Source organism: Nonomuraea aurantiaca (assembly GCF_020215705.1).
GTDB lineage: Bacteria > Actinomycetota > Actinomycetes > Streptosporangiales > Streptosporangiaceae > Nonomuraea > Nonomuraea aurantiaca.
The window spans coordinates 1-592 of sequence record NZ_JAIWNB010000130.1 but is presented as its reverse complement, the minus strand read 5'-3'; the positions used below and the strand labels follow the sequence as shown (position 1 = coordinate 592).

The following is a 592-nucleotide window of genomic DNA, read 5'->3' as shown; positions in this document are numbered from 1 at the left end:
ACAGCCTGCGCGGACGGCCCCTGACCAGCTACGAGGTGCTGCTGCAGAGCATCTCGGCCACCCGCACCAGCACCGGGCTGACCGTCAGCGCCGTCCTGGACGACAACGACTACGCCACCGGGCGCACACTCACCAAGGAGCAGCGCCAGGTGCTCCTGCAGCGCGTCCAGCGCGACGACTTCCACGGCGAATGGAACTACACCATCGGCCCCTGCGCCCCCAGCACAGCACCACCGGCCGAACCTGAACAAGCCAAGGCGCCGCCGATCCCGACCGAGGCCACCTACCTGCTCACCCACCCTGGCCTGACCGGCATGACCCGCGACCAGTTCGACCGGCTCGTGACAGAACTCGAGCCCTGGCGGAGGACCCTGGCCGAGGCCGAACGCGAGAAGCGCAAGGGCATCAACCGGCGCGGATACAACCCCGGCTTCGGATTTCTCGACCACCGGCATCGTGTCCTGGCTGCTGTCCTGAGCCACCGCAACACCGTCACGCTCACCCTGGCAGCCCGGCTACTCGGCCGAGACCGCAACACCCTCAGCTACCACGCCCACCGGACCCGGCCTCTGCTGGGCTTCGCGGCCCCCGA

At 69.3% G+C, this 592-nt stretch carries 1 protein-coding gene; it reads left to right on the top strand.

Features of this window, described 5'->3' with window-relative positions; genetic code table 11:
• On the top strand, positions 1–592 hold a 592-nt coding region (locus LDL49_RS56495), incomplete at both ends, for an ISAzo13-like element transposase-related protein (RefSeq protein WP_443689909.1).